This window comes from Gymnodinialimonas ceratoperidinii (assembly GCF_019297855.1).
GTDB lineage: Bacteria > Pseudomonadota > Alphaproteobacteria > Rhodobacterales > Rhodobacteraceae > Gymnodinialimonas > Gymnodinialimonas ceratoperidinii.
This window is the reverse complement of record NZ_CP079194.1, coordinates 3,351,370-3,369,168: the sequence shown is the minus strand read 5'-3', so window position 1 is coordinate 3,369,168 and position 17,799 is coordinate 3,351,370. Positions and strand designations below refer to the sequence as shown.

The 17,799-nt window shown below is 59.9% G+C and carries 13 protein-coding genes; 4 read left to right on the top strand and 9 right to left on the bottom strand.

Annotated elements, in window-relative coordinates; genetic code table 11:
* Positions 1 to 13: 13 nt before the first annotated feature.
* The 4 genes from KYE46_RS16285 to KYE46_RS16270 all read right to left on the bottom strand — a co-directional run bounded on the left by KYE46_RS16285 (position 14) and on the right by KYE46_RS16270 (position 6,281).
* Positions 14 to 2,371, bottom strand: coding sequence for an exopolysaccharide transport family protein (locus KYE46_RS16285; RefSeq protein ID WP_219002101.1), 2,358 nt, complete (start codon positions 2,369 to 2,371; stop codon positions 14 to 16).
* 134 nt (positions 2,372 to 2,505) lie between these two features.
* Complete coding sequence (locus KYE46_RS16280; RefSeq protein WP_219002099.1) at positions 2,506 to 3,714, bottom strand: polysaccharide biosynthesis/export family protein; 1,209 nt, start codon at positions 3,712 to 3,714, stop codon at positions 2,506 to 2,508.
* An 84-nt stretch (positions 3,715 to 3,798) separates the two neighbouring features.
* A complete protein-coding gene (locus KYE46_RS16275; protein WP_219002097.1) occupies positions 3,799 to 4,986 on the bottom strand; it encodes a glycosyltransferase in 1,188 nt (395 codons plus the stop codon).
* Positions 4,983 to 6,281 carry an O-antigen ligase family protein gene (locus KYE46_RS16270; protein ID WP_219002095.1) on the bottom strand — a complete coding sequence of 433 codons (1,299 nt, stop codon included), beginning with the start codon at positions 6,279 to 6,281 and terminating at the stop codon, positions 4,983 to 4,985. Before KYE46_RS16270 ends, KYE46_RS16275 begins: the two co-directional genes overlap by 4 nt.
* Before the next feature lie 759 nt (positions 6,282 to 7,040).
* Here KYE46_RS16270 and KYE46_RS16265 point away from each other — a divergent pair.
* Positions 7,041 to 7,874 (top strand): sulfotransferase family protein, encoded by an 834-nt coding sequence (locus KYE46_RS16265; RefSeq protein ID WP_219002093.1) that lies wholly within the window; start codon positions 7,041 to 7,043, stop codon positions 7,872 to 7,874.
* An 83-nt stretch (positions 7,875 to 7,957) separates the two neighbouring features.
* On the opposite strand, the gene KYE46_RS16260 is transcribed toward KYE46_RS16265, so the two are convergent.
* A complete protein-coding gene (locus tag KYE46_RS16260; protein ID WP_219002091.1) occupies positions 7,958 to 8,560 on the bottom strand; it encodes a sulfotransferase family 2 domain-containing protein in 603 nt (200 codons plus the stop codon).
* Between the two features lie 19 nt (positions 8,561 to 8,579).
* Entirely contained in the window at positions 8,580 to 10,283 is a 1,704-nt protein-coding gene (locus KYE46_RS16255; protein ID WP_219002089.1) for a lipopolysaccharide biosynthesis protein, read from the bottom strand.
* Between the two features lie 2 nt (positions 10,284 to 10,285).
* On the opposite strand from KYE46_RS16255, the gene KYE46_RS16250 reads away from it, so the two are divergent.
* On the top strand, positions 10,286 to 11,449 hold the full coding sequence (locus tag KYE46_RS16250; RefSeq protein WP_219002087.1) for a glycosyltransferase: 1,164 nt from the start codon (positions 10,286 to 10,288) through the stop codon (positions 11,447 to 11,449).
* 25 nt (positions 11,450 to 11,474) lie between these two features.
* On the opposite strand, the gene KYE46_RS16245 is transcribed toward KYE46_RS16250, so the two are convergent.
* The 3 genes from KYE46_RS16245 to KYE46_RS16235 all read right to left on the bottom strand — a co-directional run bounded on the left by KYE46_RS16245 (position 11,475) and on the right by KYE46_RS16235 (position 15,246).
* Positions 11,475 to 12,887: a hypothetical protein gene (locus KYE46_RS16245; protein ID WP_219002085.1), complete on the bottom strand. Its 1,413-nt coding sequence runs from the start codon at positions 12,885 to 12,887 to the stop codon at positions 11,475 to 11,477.
* Positions 12,853 to 13,998, bottom strand: coding sequence for a glycosyltransferase family 4 protein (locus tag KYE46_RS16240; protein WP_219002082.1), 1,146 nt, complete (start codon positions 13,996 to 13,998; stop codon positions 12,853 to 12,855). Before KYE46_RS16240 ends, KYE46_RS16245 begins: the two co-directional genes overlap by 35 nt.
* A 657-nt stretch (positions 13,999 to 14,655) precedes the next feature.
* Positions 14,656 to 15,246, bottom strand: coding sequence for a sugar transferase (locus KYE46_RS16235; RefSeq protein WP_219002080.1), 591 nt, complete (start codon positions 15,244 to 15,246; stop codon positions 14,656 to 14,658).
* Between the two features lie 578 nt (positions 15,247 to 15,824).
* On the opposite strand from KYE46_RS16235, the gene KYE46_RS16230 reads away from it, so the two are divergent.
* Positions 15,825 to 16,406: a type VI secretion system-associated protein TagO gene (locus KYE46_RS16230; RefSeq protein ID WP_219002078.1), complete on the top strand. Its 582-nt coding sequence runs from the start codon at positions 15,825 to 15,827 to the stop codon at positions 16,404 to 16,406.
* A gap of 84 nt (positions 16,407 to 16,490) precedes the next feature.
* Positions 16,491 to 17,795 carry a UDP-glucose dehydrogenase family protein gene (locus KYE46_RS16225; protein ID WP_219002077.1) on the top strand — a complete coding sequence of 435 codons (1,305 nt, stop codon included), beginning with the start codon at positions 16,491 to 16,493 and terminating at the stop codon, positions 17,793 to 17,795.
* Positions 17,796 to 17,799 lie beyond the last annotated feature (4 nt).

Below are 17,799 nucleotides of genomic sequence, written 5' to 3'. Positions count from 1 at the left end.
GATGCGTTTCAGCTCAGACGGCCGTTTCGTACTCCTCCAGGTCCCGCTGCGAAATGCCGTTTAACAACGAGCCCATGAGCTTCGGCGGATGGATCGCGGCGCGGCGGAGTTCTCTTGAGAGGGATGCGGATCGCGTTTCGCCCCAATCGACAACCGCAATGAATCCCATCACCACGTCACTGAAGGCAGCCGCATCCGATGAATGCGCCATCGGTGAAAAATCAATCACCACGTTATCGAACTTCTCCATCAGCGTGCTGATCAGCAGTTTCAGCCGCATTTGATCGAAAGCGCTCGGGTCGAAGGTTGCCTTCTGGTCCATCGTGCGGTTCGGCAGGAAATACATGGAGCTTCGCTCATCATACCAGAACGCCTGCTCAAATGACCCCGGAGATTTTGTCAGCGAAAGCTCTGCCAGGCCATGTTGCGCGGCAGGCGTGATGCATTCGGTCAGGTACAATCCGGTCCAGTCCATATCGATCAGCAACGTGCGTCGGCCGCCGACGGCGAGCATTTCAGCGTAATTCGCCGCCGCAACGCTGCGACCCTCGGAGTAGCTGTCGGAAATGAAGCCGACACACTTGGGCAACATGCTGTTTTCATCGGACAATATTGAATAGAGGTTCTCTGCCTGCACGTTCACTCGTCTGATGGCTTCGGAATATTCCGACATCGGGGCCGAGATCGTCGCATGCAGGGCCGGGGTGCTGCGCATCAGCGACACGCGATGCTCGGGCAGCGCAATGACCTCCTTCGTAAAATCGATGCGCCGGTGTGGGACGCTGATCGCCGGAAGACGCTTCGTCTCCCGCGATGCCGCACTCTCGCGCGATTTGCCCGTCGGCAGCACGCCCAGAACCGGCGCCTGCGTGATCTTCGACAGATGGCCTGTGGAGCGAATTTTTCCGTCTGATGCTTCCAGCGCGAAGGCGGAACCGGCCCCGAGAGCGATGCCGAAGAGCGCCGCCAACATGACGAGCCTGCGAAGGCCCGGTCCGTCCGGATAATCGGGCACTACCGCGGAAGCGATGATCGTGGCCTGTGTTGAAGGAAAGCTCTGCTGCTGGACAACTTCGAGGTAGCTTTCAAGGTAGCGCTCGTTCAGCTCACGGTAGATCCGAGCCTCTCCCTCGAGGGTCCGAAGCTCTACGTCGATCGCATTCGTGACACTGCCGCCGCTCGCGCCGCGGGCAGCGTCAAAAGCGAGTTGAGCCTCTTCGAGGTTGGCTTCGGCGGCATCGGCGGCGGCCTGCGCATTCGTCAGGCGTGCAGTGAGCAGGGAAAGACCGGCCGCTTCGATGGACTCGATGCGCGTGTTCAGGCTTGTGATCTCGTCGACGTCCTGCGGCGTTTCCTGTGTCGCCTCGGACAATGCAGACTGCAATCTGGCGACTTCTTCCGCCAACGCCGCCAGCGGTTCTGAATCGAAGTTCGAGGGGACCCCCCGCAGCCCTCTCCCGCTTTCGACGAGAGCGCGGAGGCGTAGCACTTCAGATTGGGTCTGGGCGCGCCGCGCGAGCGCGTCTTGCAAGTTCTGCCGCGCTCTCTGCAGGCTGGCGGCATTCTGCGAGGCATCCAACGCTTCGACGCCGCCACCGCTCATCTGTGCCACGCGTTGTTCGACTTCCAGCGCACGCACGTTCAATTCAGCCATGCGCTCATCAAACCATTGCGCGGCGCGCTCGGCATTTTCCTGACGGACGCCCAATCGGTTATCGACATAGGTCTCGGCCACGGCGTTTGCGACTTCGGCGGACAATTCCGGCGTCGCAGCGGTGAACTGAATCCGGATCACTCGGGTCTGGGCGCTGCGGGTTACTTGCAAGTTCGAGCGCAACAGCTCCACGGCATTCTGGAACCGCCGTGCCTCTGACACCTCGGCGGGCGGCTCATCAAGCATCGGGAGAAGCTCGGACCGGGCGGCGGCGAGCCAGTCGCGAAGAGGCGTCGTTGGCGGCGACATGAACGTTTCGTTCTCGCTAAGGTTCAGGCGGTCCACGACTCGTGACAGCAGGAAAGGTGACCGGATGACCTGCATCTGGCTTTCCACGGCCGGGTTGCTCAGGCTCTGTTCGGCAAAGATATCTTCTCGGCCGAAGGGGTTGATGACCTGCTCATCGAGCAGGATCCGCGTGGTAGCCGAATATTCCTTCGGCGTGATCCGGTGGACGAAAACGGTGATCGCGACGCACAGGATGCAAACGGCCGCTACGAAAAGACGCCGCCGACGCAGGAGTCGGAAGACAGAACGAAAATCGAAGATCGCGGAATTCGAGGCGGGATGCGCATCATTTGGATACCCTGCGCCGAGCAGGGGCCGCGATCTCTGACTGAAATTGCCGGGTTGGTCGGCAAAAGTGTTTCTGTCCATCGATTATCTCCTGGCAGCCGGATCACCTCGAGCCGGCCACCGAATGTCTCTTCAAAAATTAATAAAACCTGCAGGCATCCACAGAAGCAGCATAAGTAGTTGGTACAAAATAGAAATTCCTTTAATCATCGCCGTCAACGCTGGACGCTGATATTGACCACGTCGCCAGGCATCAGCGGCGTATCCATCGACGCTTCGATTTCCCGCGCCTGCCCGCCGAACTGGCGGAAGATCGTGATCCGGGAGACGGTCTCGGACGATGTTTCGAGGGTCAGGGGCGTCGGCATCGTGCTGCTCAGATCAATCCGCACCCGCAATTGAGCTGCTTCCTGAGATAATGCCTGAAGCCGGGCTTGCAGGTTGAGCGCGCGTTCCCGCGTTGCCTGGTTGCGTTCCAGCACCAGCTCGCGACGGGTCGCCTCCGCTTCAAGACGCTCGGCCTGGGCAGTTCCAAGCCGCTCGATCGCTTGAAGATAGAGCCGCCGGGTCGTGGTCAGCGCGTCGCTGGCAACGACACGGCGCGCCACGAGGTTTTCCACCCGCGCCACCTCGGCCTCTTCGGTCACGGCAATTGCCGTCATCGTTTCTTCATGACGCAGCGCGGCGATCACCCGCGCCTCTGCCTCTCGGACGGCGGTGTCGAGAAAGTTGACCTCTTCGGAGAGAATATCTCCCGATGTCGCGACTTGGCTCCGGGCGAGCGCAATGGCGCCCTCGGTAAGGTCGGAAGGCGCATCCAGTTCCTGAAGCGCCGAAAGATCGAGTTCGTCGGTACCAGCGAGAATTGCCTCGTGGACGGCCATTTCGGCGAGGATGCCGATGAGGTCCGCCATCAGCACACGGGGATGGTTGCGCAGCTCCGATCCGGCAATCAAACGCGGATCCTCGATCAGGAGACCTTCGGCGCCGGCAAGGCCGTGGCGCACCGTCATCCCGATCTCGAAGGACTGCTGCCCCGGTTGCGTCACCGCGCCGTCGTAATACACCGGCCGATAGTCCACCACGTCGATCAACACTTCCTCTGGCTCAATCGACACCAGAAGATACTCCCCGTTCACGCGTTCGCGGTAGACGGCGCCGGTCATCAGGTTGGGGATCTGTCGCCGCAACTCGTTGACCGTCTGCCCCCCGACATTCAATTCGCCAAGCAGAGGCAGATTAATCGACCCGTCGATACCGACTTCCATCACACGATCGAAGGCGGGATTGGCCAAGAATGATACTCTGAGCTGGTCTCCGGCACCGATCGGATATGCTTCCTGTGCCGTGGCTGCGACACTCCCGGAAAGCGCAACAAAAACCCCAAGCGTGAGCGCGCGGACCGACGAAAAAGATGAGCTCATAATCTACGTTCCTTTTATTGCGAACAGCAGGTTGCCATGATTCGTTGCTCCTGCGTTAACTAAGAAGTCTCTGCTTCCCTTGCTTCATCCCGGCTCGAAAACCTCCTTGAGAATATCGAGGTAGGCCTCGGTTGCGGCGGTCACACCGAAATCCTTTGCGCGAGCCGTGGCCTTTTCGACGTAGTTGCGCCGCACCGTGTCATCGTCCAGCGCCCGGATCGCCGCGGCCATGGCGTCGACATCTTCCATTGGAATGAGCAGACCGTGCGCGTCCTCGGGCCATGGCCAGGCCCGCGCAACGTCGCTCCCCAGAACATCGGCCGGACCTGACGGGCAGTCGGTCGCGATGACGGGGCACCCCAGAGAGATCGCCTCGACCAAGGTGTTTGGGAACCCCTCCGCGCGGGAGGCCGAGACGAGCGCACGGGCGCGCGCCACGATGGGGTAGGGGTTTCGCACGAAGCCGGCAAAGATGACCCGGTCCTCGATACCCAGACCTCTGGCCTGATCGCGGAGGCTGTCCAGATCCGGGCCCTGCCCAAGGATGACAAGCGATGAGGTGGTCTCGGATCTTGCGTAGGCGTCAAGAAGCAGGGCGAAGTTCTTGTTGGCCACGAGGCGGCCGATCCCGACGAAGAAGTCATCCGGCAAGTCGATCCCCGGTTCTTCCTTCGCCATCGCAATGAGCCGGTCGCCGTCGACCGGATTGCCAATGACCGAGATTTTCTGCCGCCGCACGCCAAAGCGTGTCACAAGATCGTCCGCCACTCCCGCGCTTACGGCAAGGACCCGATCGGCGCGCGGGTACAACGTCCGGATAATGCGCGCCAAGACAGGCTCGGCGCGTGATGCGGCGATATGGCTGGAGGTATTCACCCGCTCACTGATGATCGCCTTGTGTCGGAACCGCCGCGCCAACATCACGTTGATGATATTCGCCCGCGCCAGGAAGCTGATGCAGACGTCGGGGCGATGCCCTGGCTTTGCCCAGTGGCGGTTCAGATCCAGCAAGCTGCGCAAAGTCGTGCCGCGGCCGGGCAACGTCGTCACCTTCAAGCCGGGGGGCAGCGTCTGTTCGCAGGGAAAATCGTCCAACAGCACGAGCTCGACCTGCTGCGCGTCCAGGAATGGCAGCAGCAGGTTTATCAGGTTGGCCATGGCCCGTTCGGCGCCGCCCCCTTCCATCGAGTTGATGAGGAAACAGACGCGCCGTCCGGGGGGCACGACGGATTTTACGTGGTTCGGGCTCTGCAGGCTGCCATGGAGCGTCATGTCAGCCTCATCCCAACAATCTGGGCCGTCGCGTCATGCGATTGCCGTTCGCGCCACATCTCTGGCTTCGCTATGGGGGCTTCACGCAGTTTGGCAAAGGTCGCGACCAGCAATAGCCAGAAGATGCTGTTGTGGTTGAGAAGAAACGACCCGGCAACATTCCCGACGAAGGAGAACAGGACGAGCGTAAGCGCGAGGGCCGAGATCTCGGGTCGGGTGCCACGCATCAGGTTAACAAAGGCTATGGCCCCAAGCCAAAGCATGAACAGCAGCGTCATGCCCAGTCCGAAGAACCCGACATCGACCGCCAGATCGAGAAAGCCGTTATGGGCGTGGCCGACTTCGACCCCGGTCAGGGCTGTCAGCCGTGGCCCGACCACCGACCAACCGGCACCGTAGCCGCCGCCCGCGAAACTCGATCCGCCAAGCGCCAGCAGCACGCCTTCCCAGATCACCGTTCGGCCCGTCAGGGTCGCGTCACGCCCAAGCGCCTCCAGCGTGTACTCGAATATGAGCTGCGCCGAGAGGTAGACCACGATCGTTACCGGGATCGATAGCAGCAGAAGAAGTGAGCGTCCCGTCGGAGACATGGGGCGCATGGCCAGAAACAGGGTCATGACCGCGGGCACGAGCGTTGCAAGAAGGACGGCCTGCGATGACTTGGAGCCCATAATCATCAGCACGGCCATCGCCGCCAACGGTACAGCTAAAAAGCGGCCGTATCTGCCGCCGGTGCCGAAGATGAAACCAAGGAGGAGGAACGATATCATAAGCGCGATCACACGCCCGAAGTCGTTCTTGTGTCCGAACAGCCCGCGCCAGCTTCCCGCGTGATGTGAGGCGAACTCGTCATAGGCCTGGTGAATGCCAAGCGCGGGATCAACCTGAATGACCGCGAAGTTCAGAAGCACCGTCGCCATCGATGCGAAGATCACGAGGTTGAAGAGCTCTTTCGGCGAAAACCGCAATGTAAGCCAGAACGCGAAGGCCGTGGTCAATCCCAAGCTGCCGCTGCGCCTTATCGTCAATGTCGTGTCCTCGGACCAGGCCAGGGTGAGGACAGCGAAGAGCACTGGAAAGATTGCGGGCCAATTCTCCGTCAGGATGCGTGCAATCGAACCTGGAGTGGCCAGCAAGGCGACGACCGAGAACAGACCGATAAGCGCGCCGATGAGTTGCACCATCGGTGCGGACTCGGAGCCTGCGGGCGTCAGGTAGGCGGTCAACGTGCCCGACATGAAGAACAGGCCGAAAACGGCGAATGCGATTTCGGCCCTTCGCAGGTATCTCCTCATGAAGATATGCCCGCCGCGCCGGAGGGCTGCTTTTGCGGCAGAAAGCGTGCCAGTCGCACACCGCAATCAAGAATTTCTTGTGGAGTCACTGACACGTCTCCAATCGGGTCGCGCAAAAGTCACGCGCAGCTATCAATTGGCCCGAGGCGGGCCCTATGGGTATTCAAATTGGTCGTTCACTTGGCCGTCGGACCAATCCCCCGAAATTCCGGGGTCATTCGGCTCGCTTCAATGCGGAGCTTTGATCGCTCCGGCCATCGAGGCCACGCGACGATATTGTGCAACTTCATTAACTTATCAGGTAAACGATAGGTCCGGCTGCGCGATATGGCAAGCCTGCAAGGGCGGCGGACGCAAGCCTGACGGTCAAAGCCTCCATTTCTGCGCGGTTCTCAATCGGTCATGAAGGCCAACCCAGAACCAGCCTAGGCTCTTGAACTGGGCCTGACGACTGCCCGGAAAAGAGGCTACAGCCCTACCCCCGCATAAAGATGTCGACCGAAATTCGGGCGCTGAAGGAGATATCAGAACGCTCTCTGCACCGCCCGCTTGGCAGACATGTGGTAATCGGCTAGCGTTAAGTCGTTCTTCCTGCCCAAGTTTTTTTTGACTCGGTCGCGGAGGATGAGTGGCCCGCCATGGTCATCGTGTTGAAAAATGAAATTGAACCGAGAATCGGATCAGCATTGATTTTTCGTGTCGCCCCTCCGGCTGGCACCTTTGTTGCTCCGGGCTTTCCAGTCGATCGAGGGGAATATATTGAAACCACAGTTCGTTTTTATCGGGCCCCACAAAAGCGGTACCACATGGATCGACAATTACCTACGCAGTCGCGACGATGTCTTGCTGCCCGCGCTCACGAAAGAGACGTTTTTTTTCGACAAGCAGTACCACAAGGGCATGGATTGGTACGAAAGCCAGTTCGGAGACATGTCGGACAACCACCGCATCTGCGTCGAGGTTGCGCCCTCCCTGCTCGACAAGCCGGAAGCGGCTCAGCGTCTGGCTCAGGATCTGCCGGATATCACCGTCATCGCCACCCTGCGCGATCCCATCGAACGCGCGATTGCCCATTATTTCCACCACCTCAAGGGCGGAGAGCCTGATAACGGCTTTCGTTACATGGCCGAGAAACACCCCGAGCTGATAAGTAACGGGCTATACTACCGTCACTTGAAAATGTGGGTGGATCTCATGGGCGAAGATCGGGTCAAAATCCTGCTCTACAACGACCTGAACGTCGATCCGATGGGCTACTGCAAGCAGATTTGCGACATTCTCGGCCTCCCGTTCGAACCGCCCTCGGAGGATGTCCTCTATGCCCGGATCAACGAGGACGGAGACCCACCATTCCGCTTTCTCGCCAAGCTGGCCCGCCGTACAGCCGAGAACTTGAGGTTCGTCGGCGCCCACCGCATCGTCAACGCCATCCGGACTCCAACGGTACGACGGATGATCTACGGCGCTCCCCCGGAAGCTGAAAAGCGCACGCGCTTGCGGGAGGAAGCTCAGGAATTCTACGACGAATTCTTCCAGGACTTCCGCCACCTAGATACCGAATTCGGCGTCGATACCTCCGCTTGGCGTGGTTGAAGACACCGCGCTGGCCGCTTTGGCACAGCGGTCTGTCACGGTGTCGCGCGGCTAAGCGCTGACCGGATGTTTCACCATGGGCGTCATCTTTCGTAGCCAAACGTTTCGAAATCCTCGGCATAAAAGTCCGAGATCTCTCCAACAACTGCAGGGTCAACGGATGTCTCTCGCTTCGTGGACCGATTTGCGGTGGGGATCGCGTCAGGCAGGGCGACGCCTGTCAGGTCTGCCAGCCGTTGCTGAAGGGTCCCCAACCCGTTTTCGAGATGGAAGTGCTCGGTGCCCGCGATCATGAACTCGGACTGCGGCCGGATGTGATTGCTGTAGATGAACGGATCCTTCCGGTAGCGTTTGAAGGTGCGACGGACCCATGTCTGGAAGTCAGGGGTGGGAAAGATGCGCTCAAGCCGTTTGCGGTGGGACATGCGGTAGTTGTATTCGCTCAGAAGCCGATCATAGGGGTTTCGCGTCACGCAGAAGGAATAGTCGAAGAAGTCCGGCGCGAAGAGCAGTGAGAGGATCTCTCCATGGAAATGCTGCGGCACGCAGGGAAGAAGGCTGTTCTTGCGCGGTAGCCGAAAACTCTCGCTTGAATAGGTCGAAAGCCATGTTTCGATGGAAGTTCCCCCCGCCTTCGGGATGTGCAGGAAGAGGATATTCTTCTGTCCGATGCGAAAGATTGGCATGTATTGAATATCCTCTCGTTCAACTTCCGTTGCTTCGCCGAGGGCGTATGCGGCCCGTCATCTTTCGGATGTAGGTATCGAGCAGCTGCCCTTCCTCGCCAAAGAGCGACGGGAAGATCCGCAGTGCCGCCATGAACCCGGCGAGACAGGCGGCCGACAGGAGCAACAGTATGAGCGCATCCGCGATGTCGTAGCGGAGCAACCAAGACTTGAACATCAGCAGTACGCCCAATTGAACAACCCCCATCGCCGCGTAGCGCAGGAGTGCGCCGAGGCCCGCTGCGGAGGAGATGCCCAACAGGCGATGCACTAGGATCAGCCCCATGGTGAAGCACGACATCACGGCGATCGAGACTCCTGTCGCGACGCCCTCGAGCCCCCATGCCATTCCTGCCACGGCGCCAATGACGACAAGCAGTGCGTAGCTCCATTGCCAAGCCGCATTGTAAAACACCTTCCCCGAGGCGCGCAGGATCGTCCCCACGAATTTGTAAGCGGTCCGGAAATAGAGCGCAGAAATCAGGATTTGAAACGGCAGCACGACGGCGTCCCACTGGTCGCCCATCAGCACCGCGATGACCTCCGGTGCGGCGACGATCAGCATGATTGTCGTGGGAATCTGCACCAACGCGCAGAACTTCAACGCAAGGTTAAGACCGCGCCGCAAACGCTTTTGCTCGGATTGCACCGCCGACATGGCAGGGAACAAAACCTTGTCGGCAGTAGCGCCGACAAGTTGTGCCGGTTGCGCGAGCAACAGGTATGCGCGCGTGTAGTATCCGAGGCTCGCAGTGCCAAGGAACCGACCGACGATGAAATAATCCGCATTCTGGGCGCAGTAATTGGCGACTTGGCTCAACGTGATGCCAAGTCCGAACCGCAGCATCTGCCGGAAGCGATCAAGGTGGAAACCCAACTGCATCGCATCGGGCGCGAGCCGAAGGTACAGGCCTGTCTGCAAACCTACCTGAGTGATCTGACCGGCCACCAGAGACCAAGGGCCAAAGCCCAAAACCGCCAGCGAGATGGCAACTGCGGCGTAGCCGAACATGTAGGTGAAGACCTCAATCCCGGCGAGTGCCCGAAACCTCATGCGGCGCTGCAAAAGCGCCTCGCTGACTAGTCCGGCACTGCGGATTGCGAAAAGCAGCGAAAAGACCTGGACGAAGCTGACGAGCCCCGGCATCGCGAAGAGCTCCGCGATCAGACCGGCGAGGTTGAAAACCAGCACGCTTATGGCCAACCCCGCGATCAGCGTGGACAGCATGGCCGTCTTTATCATCTCCGTCGTCAATTCCTTCGCCTGAACGATGGAGGGGGCAATGCCGACGCGCGCAAAGACTTCAGCCAGCGCCACGACTGTCAGGGCGGCGGCGACGATACCGAAATCTTCCGGGGTCAGTAGACGGCCGAGGACTGCCAGGACAACCAATTTCAGAACGGCCGAGACACCCGTTCCGCCAAACAGCCAGAGAAAGTTGCGAACCGAGGAGTCTCGCATCGCCTCGCCTGTCTGGGCGGCTTTGTCATTCAGCCCGAGATCAGCGGTCGGTTTCTCGTCATTTTTCATAAAATTTCTAGAAATAATTACAGTTTCATCATTATATTCCGGTAGGTTGCTTGTCCAGATAAAGCTCCCATTCCGGAGCCGAGGGGCGGGGCCCGAACGGTGTTTCGCCGCCATTCGGTGCCGGCGCCGCGTCACGAGACCAAGGTGGGCCATTGATGCTTCAGGAGAGCGAGACGGAGGACGATCTCCAGAAGGCCGCGGCCCGGTTTCACGGGGTATCCGGCGGCATTCTCGTCTACTTTCCGAACTTCGCGGGCGGCGGCGCAGAGCGCGTCTTCCTGCGCTTCATTGTGCGTCTGCACCAGTTGGGCATACCCGTGCGATTGGTGGTGAATTCCGACGGGGGCCCCCTTAAAGGCCAGCTTCCGGACACGATCCCCTGCGATGTGCTGGGATCAAGAAAGTCCTTTCGGACACTCCTGCCCTTGGCGCGTCTGCTTCGGCGCGAACGCCCCGCTGCAATGCTTTCCGCCCTCACCGGGGCCAACCTCAACTCGGTGACCGCGCGGATGCTTTCGGGCGTGGATTGCAACCTCGTCATCTGCCAACGCAATCATTTCTCGGCCCACCTCAGGCAACTCGCACCGCTCAGGCGCTTGTTTCGGAAATCCGCGGTCAAGCTTCTCTATCCAAAAGCCGATGTGATCACGGCCAACACGGCAGAACTCGCTCGGGATCTGGAGGAGGCAGCCGGGTTGCCGCCTGACGCGGTGCGGGTCATACCGAACCCGGCACCGGACCCCGATCAGGCTGCGGCGGCTCGCGCCGCGCTGAACCCGCACCCGTGGTTCGATGACGAAATTCCCGTTGCCGTCGCCATCGCGCGTCTGGAGCCTGCGAAGGACTATCCCACCATGCTGCGCGCGATCGCCCGTTTGGAGGGCAGGCTGCGGTTGATCATCCTCGGCGAAGGCAGCCAGCGCGGTGCGATTGAACGAATGATCGAAGAGTTGAACCTGTCGGAGACCGTTGAATTGGCGGGCTTTCAGGATAACCGGTTCGACTATCTCGCGCGAGCGAGGGTGTTCATATTGAGCAGTATCCGCGAAGGCTTTCCCAACGCACTGATTGAAGCAGTGTCCTTCGGCATACCTTCGGTAAGTACCGATTGCGCCGGTGGTGGGCCGGCAGCACTTCTTGGACAAGAATTCCCCGAGTTGATCGTTCCGCCAGGCGACGATGAGGCGTTGGCGCAGGCTATCGCAAACGTCCTTGATCAGCCCAATGAACCAGAGAAATTCACTGCAATTGCGGCACAATATTCGCTCGACAAGATGACACTGAGGTTTCTGGATGTTCTTATGAAAGCGCCGAATTGACCCGACCGCGCGCCGCCTGCCTGTCCTAACGCACCTCAGTCAGCCGATCGCCGTCCCATCGAAACGCGCCACTGGTTTCAACCCCATTGATCGCGACATTCTCGAGGATCAGTGTGCCGGCCTCGCCCGTGATCATGTCGGTGCCCTCGGAGAAGATGACCTCTCCGCCTTCAAGCCGCAGGTTCGGCTCGGGCGCATCATCGTCTGGACTGGACCCGAAGCGGATCGGTGACATGTCCTCAGCAGATTCCAACAGGCAATCGCGGGCGGTCAGCGTCCCGGCCAACCACAGGCAGGAGCCGTCGTTTCGCGGCCAGCGAACTGGCTCTTTCAAGGAGCAGCCTTCAAGCAGGTTGCCGGGATTATGGCTCCAGATACGGACCCCGTATTTGCAGCGCCGGGTCGTGCAATTCGTCAGGCGCACGCCCTCCGTTTTCAAGTCGAAGCCGCCGTCTCCCATGCCCTCAGCGTGGCAATCCTCGATCAGGACCGCCCGGGTCTCTTCTTCAAGGACGATCCCGTCACCCTGGATGTAGCTGGAACCGCGCTCTTCCGCGCCAAGCTGGTTCACGGCATTTGCAAGTCTCACCCGCCGGAAGGTCAGGTTCTCCCCTCGATTCACCTTGAGTATCTGGCACACGAGATTGCCGCCGCCATCAAGATGGTCGGCGTCGAGGTCCAGATCGCGAAATTCAGCATTCGACAGATCGCGAAACCGCGCGAAGCCTCGGATCAAACCAAGGGCGCTGCAATGCTCGATCAATAGCCCGTCGATGCGCGTCTCCTCCTTGGCTTCGATCACCCGGCCGGCGGTGCGAGCATGGATCTTGTCGAAGACCAGGTTTGTCAGCGCGCCGTCAGCATCAAGGTTGAAGAAGCCTTTGCCGGAGGAACGGTCGAAATTCGGCCCAGTGATGTGCAGGTTCGAACACTCCGGCCCGAGGACAAAGAACGGATCGCCCCCCACGTCGGGCCGTTCATCGGGTCCCGTCTCGTTTCCTGTCATCCGTAACACGGCGGGCTCTTGGAGCGAGGTCGACACATCGATCTCACCTGTTCCAGCAGCCAGACCGATTTGCACTTCCAGCGGCGCATCCTGCGTGCCGCCAGCGTTAAGAAGAACCTGCTGCCCGGACCATTCGACCGGCTGCTGATCCGCGGTCACCCCGAGCAAGAACCGCTGACCCGGCGATGCCTGGGTAGCGAGACGGCTGAAATCGCGATACGAGGCGGTGTTCTCCCAGTCGCGCGCGTCGCCGTCGCCCGAACGCGACGGGGAGATATGAAGCGGAATGTCGGTACCGGTCTCGCCGAGCAGCAGGGCCGGGGTCAGGGCTAAGCACGATGACATCCCTAAAAGCGTCGTCCTGCGGCTGAGCTTTTGCGTGCCTAAGTTCATCTTGCTACGCTGGTTCGCTATTGCTTCGGAAACGCTCACTGACCTCTCCATAGACTTCGGCCGTCGCGAGGGCGATCGACTCCCAGCTAAATGCCTCGGGCAGCGACACCGGAGGCGGATTGGCGGCCTTGCTCGCCAATCGCTCCGAGAGGGCATCGATATCGCCGACGGTGTAGTAATTCCGATCGGGCAACCCCAGATCGCGCGTGCTGCGGGTGTCACACAGCAGAAGCGGCGCGTTCATGGCCCAGGCTTCTAGGGCGATGATCGGCAGATCTTCCCGCTGCAATGGCATGACGAAAAGCTTCGCATGGGCCAGCAAATGGGCATTCTGCGTCTGCGACAGACCAGCCGTCATGATCACTCTTTTATCTTTGTGTCGGGCAGTATCCGCACGGTCGAAGGCCCTGTCGTCATCGCCGATGATCACCAAAGGCAGAGTGGTCTCCGCGCGCTTATGGGCGCGTATTACGTCCGATAAGCCCCGGTCCGACGGGTCATGACCGACAGCGACAAGATACTGCCCGCTTGTCAGGCCAAGATCGGCAAGAGTGCTTTCTGCGCTCGCAGTAAGGGCCTGCCCGAAGATGTGGTCCGCTCCGTGGGGTACCCACTGAATGCGGTCGGCCCTGTCGGGATAGCTCTGCCTCAACCGATCGGCCAGGGTCGGCGAAACCGCGATGGTGCGTGCGGCATTTCGGATGCCAAGCGTCTCTCCAACGCGCTGAAACATGCTCGCAAAGTTGCTCAATCTGCCCGCTCCGGCGCCGTGTCCATGATGGGTGAGGATCACACGAAGGCCCAGCAGGCGCGCGACGGCCGCGAGAAATCCCGGCCCGACACCGTGGATATGGATCAGCTCTGCGCCGAACTCGAACCGCGCCCGCAAGATCGCCACGAACGTATTGCTGGGGGTTTCGAGGAATCGTGTCTTGGCGCAATAGGCCGGCACGATCCTGACGCCGCTGCTGGTGACATAGGGTGACGTGCCAATGTAGCGGTCCCGCCCGAACAGGATAATCTCGAAATTGCAGGCATCGCGCGCCATGCGATTGTAGAGGCTTTCACAATGACTCTCGACGCGGCCCGGAATGTCAGGAAATCCCCGTAGCCCGATCACGCAAATCTTCATGGTGACACCGTCGCCCATAGGCGGGAAGCTGCGCCGAGCCGGGACTGGGCGTTTTCTAGCCTATCGAGAAAGCTGATTTGATCTCGAAGTTTCACCTTGCCGCGGCGTGTTGTTTCTGATTCGGAAACAGCCTGTCTTCGCGTTAACAGGGTATCCCTGTCCGGCGAATATCTCCGATGCGTAGGCGGTTTCGGCAGGTTCCTGCCGCCGTTCGGTGCCCTAACCCGTTGGGATTTCGGTTGATTAACTTCGCCTTCATCGGGAAATGTTTCCAACATATTATTGTCACAGAAAATGTGCAAAATTATCTCATCAACCATTTGTTAACCGTTCCGAGTTAGCTAGAAACAAGCACGTCGAGCGTTAGAGCGACGCGCACGGGGTTCAGAAAGTTACTCGTGGACGGAAGGACGAGTGGGAGGCAGAGGTATATGTTTCAGTACAGGGGCCAGCACCGGTCGAAGGATGACGGTGCATCCTCGGAACCTGAAGATCGCGATGCGCGTCGCAGAAAGAAGGTCGTGGGCATGGATATCCTGATTGCACGCAACATCATGGTATGGGTGTCCGCTGCGATCAGCGTCGCGCTGATCTACTTCGGCGTCACGGCGTTTTTCTGAAACAAATTCTCCTGACTTCCCTTTCGTGTATCCTACGGGTCCGACCGCAAAAGTTTCAGTAGCCCGTCCCTGTGACAAACTCTGTCCAGAACGTCAGCGCGGTGATCTTGATGTCCAACCAGATGGATTGGCGACGGATGTACTCGAGGTCGTAGTCGAGCCGTCCTCGTGCCGCGGAGCAGGTCGTGGTCTCGCCTCGATATCCGTTGATCTGGGCCAATACCGTGAGGCCGGGCCGCACTTGATGACGCATCATGTAGCGCTGATCAAAGTCCTCATAGAGAATGCCCACAGACAACATCCCCGGCACATGCGGGCGAGGGCCAACCACCGACATCTCGCGCTTGAGAATATTGAAGATCTGCGGCAGCTCGTCGAAACTTGTCTTTCGCAGCAATCGTCCGATCCGCGTCACCCTGGGGTCATGCTTCTGGGTTTGCGTGACACCGGAATGATCGCACTCGCTCAGCGACATTGTGCGGAACTTGTAAATCGAGAAGAGCTCTCCGTTCAGGCCATACCGCATCTGCCGAAACATTACCGGACCGGGGCCGGACAGCTTGATGGCGCAGGCAATGAAGAGAAACAGCGGTGTCAGCAGGACAAGCGCCACCGAGGCCACCGTAAGGTCGAAGGCCGTGTTCATGAACCGATACCCGAAATCGCGTCTCGGCGCGGGAATGGGACGCGTGCCATTGAACGACAGATGGGTAACTCGATGCCCGCCGGGGGTATCGCTTCGCCGTCTTCTGACGGGCTGTAAAATGTCAGGTGCGGGCTGCTGCACTACGCTGGCAGAAGCCTCAAAATCTCTTAAATATTTCATCGCAGACCCCAGAACTTGTTACTTTAACAGATCGTAGAGTGCCCCAGTCTCACGCTTTGCGTCGCGCACCGCCCCTTTGGGTTAATCCCCCGCGGGCTGACGGAATATGAACTGCCTAAAGCGGCGGCTCGCCTTAAAAAAAACCAACTCGATAAGTTATGTTGCGCGATTCGTGGTTCGATTGCAAATTCAGACTGTAAATTTGCAGGCCTGACTTGACCCTGTGGGCGAGGCGGTGCCGCCAGTGATGCAAATTTGGGCGCCCACCTCGTAGGGGTGCCGACCAAAACGCTTTTTTTTAACGTCCCTTCGTGCCAGTGTTGGTCGACTCCTCCGCCAGATGCGCATCTGGGGAAGGGGCGAGATTATGGTTAAAGTAATTTTCGGAGTGCCTCTGCATGAGACCTGCCGCAACAATTGCCGCCAGCATTTTTCTGGTTTTGAATGGCACCAGCCTTGCACACCCGCAAGAAACCTTACCTGAGTGCGACGAAGACGTCATCGGAGTCCGCTGCGTCGAGCGTCGCGATACGATTGGAACCTGGGACCTGATGGAGGTCATCCCCCCGGTCGGTTCGCAGAACGTCCTGATCCTCTCCACGGATTCCTTTGAACCCATCGAAGGCATCTTCGGCCGTCAGGAGCACGCTCAACTCGTTTTGTCCTGCGTCGAAAATGTTACGAACCTCGCGGTGCATTTCGGCGAGAACTACATGTCGGACGTCGGCAGTTTCCGCACGTTGATCTACAAGATCGATGACGAAGCGCCGGTCGCATTGGCCGCGGCGGCGTCGGAGGACAACTTCGGTCTTGGGCTCTTTACCGGTGTGGAGGCCATCCCGGTGATCCGGTCTCTCTTTGACAGGGAGCGTCTCCTGGTCAGCGCCACCTCGTTCACCGGCCGCGACATCACGGCAAGTTTCGCGATCGACGGTGTGGAGGCCGCCGCAGAACCACTGCGGGAGCTTTGCAACTGGTAATATTTTCAAGTCATTGAGGTCGATAATCCGAGGCAACGGGCGTTCGGTCCGCCTGTCTCCGAGACCATTTGGAGTAGTTTCCCCATGCGCATTACGATGATTGGCACCGGCTATGTTGGCCTTGTCTCGGGCGTCTGTTTCTCGGATTTCGGGCATGACGTGATCTGCGTCGACAAGGACCCCCGCAAGATCGAGATGCTCAACGACGGGAAGGTGCCGATCTACGAGCCGGGGCTCGATGCGTTGATGGCGAAGAACGTGGAGAGCGGGCGGCTGTCCTTCACGACGGATCTGGCCAGCGCCGTCGACGGGGCTGATGCGGTCTTCATCGCGGTGGGCACGCCGACGCGGCGCGGCGATGGTCATGCGGATCTGACCTATGTGATGGCCGCCGCCGAGGAGGTCGCCCATGCGATGACCGGCTACGGCGTCATCGTCACCAAGTCCACCGTGCCCGTGGGCACCAACCGCAAGGTGAAGCAGGTGGTGCAAAAGGCGCGCCCGGATCTGGAGTTCGACGTCGCCTCGAACCCCGAGTTCCTGCGCGAGGGCGCGGCGATCGACGACTTCATGCGTCCCGACCGGGTCGTGGTCGGCGTCCAGAGCCCGCGCGCGGCGGAGGTGATGGACGAGATCTACCGCCCGCTTTTCCTGCGCGACTTCCCGGTGGTCACCACCGATCTGGAATCCGCCGAGATGATCAAATACGCCGCCAACGCTTTCCTCGCCACGAAGATCACCTTCATCAACGAGATCGCGGCGCTCTGCGAGAAGGTTGGCGCCGACGTGAAAGAGGTCTCCAAGGGGATCGGCATGGACGGGCGGATCGGCAACAAGTTCCTGCACGCAGGCCCGGGCTATGGCGGCTCGTGCTTCCCCAAGGACACCAGCGCGCTGGCGCGGATCGGGCAGGATCACGCGGTGCCGCAAAGCATCGTCGAGGCGGTGATCCGGGTGAACGACGACGTGAAGCACCGGATGATCGAGAAGCTGCGCGACCTCTGCGACGGCTCGTTCAACGGCAAGGTGGTGACGGTGCTCGGCGTGACGTTCAAACCCAACACCGACGACATGCGCGACGCGCCCTCGCTGACCATCGTGCCGGCGCTGGTGGGCGGCGGCGCAAAGGTGCGCGTGGTCGACCCGCAGGGCCACCGCGAGGGCGAGGCGCTGCTGCCGGGCGTGAACTGGATGGAGGACCCTTACAAGGCCGCGCAGAACGCCGACCTCGTGGTGATCCTGACCGAATGGAACGAGTTCCGCGCGCTGGACCTCGCGAAGGTCGCCAAGAAGATGGCGACGCCTCGGATGGCCGACCTGCGCAACATCTACAACCGCCGCGACGCCAAACGCGCGGGCTTCGAGGCCTACGAGGGCGTCGGACGGTAGGGGC

Excerpts from the sequence above, each read along its gene's own strand:
- KYE46_RS16285 (WP_219002101.1), bottom strand. The coding sequence starts at position 2,371 with ATGGACAGAAACACTTTTGCCGACCAACCCGGCAATTTCAGTCAGAGA.
- KYE46_RS16280 (WP_219002099.1), bottom strand. The coding sequence starts at position 3,714 with ATGAGCTCATCTTTTTCGTCGGTCCGCGCGCTCACGCTTGGGGTTTTT.
- KYE46_RS16275 (WP_219002097.1), bottom strand. The coding sequence starts at position 4,986 with ATGACGCTCCATGGCAGCCTGCAGAGCCCGAACCACGTAAAATCCGTC.
- KYE46_RS16270 (WP_219002095.1), bottom strand. The coding sequence starts at position 6,281 with ATGAGGAGATACCTGCGAAGGGCCGAAATCGCATTCGCCGTTTTCGGC.
- KYE46_RS16260 (WP_219002091.1), bottom strand. The coding sequence starts at position 8,560 with ATGCCAATCTTTCGCATCGGACAGAAGAATATCCTCTTCCTGCACATC.
- KYE46_RS16255 (WP_219002089.1), bottom strand. The coding sequence starts at position 10,283 with ATGGCCCACCTTGGTCTCGTGACGCGGCGCCGGCACCGAATGGCGGCG.
- KYE46_RS16250 (WP_219002087.1), top strand. The coding sequence starts at position 10,286 with ATGCTTCAGGAGAGCGAGACGGAGGACGATCTCCAGAAGGCCGCGGCC.
- KYE46_RS16240 (WP_219002082.1), bottom strand. The coding sequence starts at position 13,998 with ATGGGCGACGGTGTCACCATGAAGATTTGCGTGATCGGGCTACGGGGA.
- KYE46_RS16235 (WP_219002080.1), bottom strand. The coding sequence starts at position 15,246 with ATGAACACGGCCTTCGACCTTACGGTGGCCTCGGTGGCGCTTGTCCTG.
- KYE46_RS16230 (WP_219002078.1), top strand. The coding sequence starts at position 15,825 with ATGAGACCTGCCGCAACAATTGCCGCCAGCATTTTTCTGGTTTTGAAT.
- KYE46_RS16225 (WP_219002077.1), top strand. The coding sequence starts at position 16,491 with ATGCGCATTACGATGATTGGCACCGGCTATGTTGGCCTTGTCTCGGGC.